This is a genomic window from Arthrobacter sp. LAR12-1-1.1 (assembly GCF_040676555.1).
Lineage (GTDB): Bacteria > Actinomycetota > Actinomycetes > Actinomycetales > Micrococcaceae > Arthrobacter.
In genome coordinates this window covers 1-659 of sequence record NZ_JBEGIG010000037.1, presented here as the reverse complement: position 1 = coordinate 659, position 659 = coordinate 1, and the positions used below count along the sequence as shown (strand labels likewise).

The following is a 659-nucleotide window of genomic DNA, read 5'->3' as shown; positions in this document are numbered from 1 at the left end:
TTCTGCCAGATCGACACCGGCAAGCCCTCGCCCGTGGACATGTTCGAGCCCACCAAGGTGGCCCGCTCGGTCCAGGCAATGCAGCTGCGCTACGCCACCGTGACGGGCGTGGCCCGCGACGACCTCGCCGACGAGGGCGTCTGGCTCTACGCCGAGACGGTCCGCAAGATCCACGAACTGAACCCGGGCACCGGCGTCGAACTGCTGATCCCCGATTTCTCCGGCAAGCCCGAACACATCGCGGCGATCTGCGACTCCAAGCCCGAGGTCTTCGCCCACAACGTCGAAACCGTGCCCCGGATCTTCAAGCGGATCCGCCCGGCGTTCCGCTACGAACGCTCCCTGGACGTCATCACCCAGGGCCGCAGGCTCGGCATGGTGACCAAGTCCAACCTGATCCTGGGCATGGGCGAGACCCGCGAGGAAATCTCCGAGGCCCTCCGGGACCTGCACGAGGCCGGCTGCGACCTGATCACCATCACCCAGTACCTCCGCCCCTCCGAACGCCACCTCCCGGTGGACCGCTGGGTCAAGCCGCAGGAATTCGTGGACCTGCAAAACGAAGCGGACGAGATCGGCTTCCTCGGCGTCATGTCCGGGCCCCTGGTGCGCTCCTCCTACCGCGCCGGCCGGCTCTGGGCCACCGCGATGCGCAAGAA

At 67.4% G+C, this 659-nt stretch carries 1 protein-coding gene; it reads left to right on the top strand.

The window, feature by feature from the left end:
* Nucleotides 1-659 (top strand): lipoyl synthase (locus tag MRBLAR12_RS18575; RefSeq protein ID WP_364747540.1); only part of this gene is annotated, 659 nt, incomplete at both ends.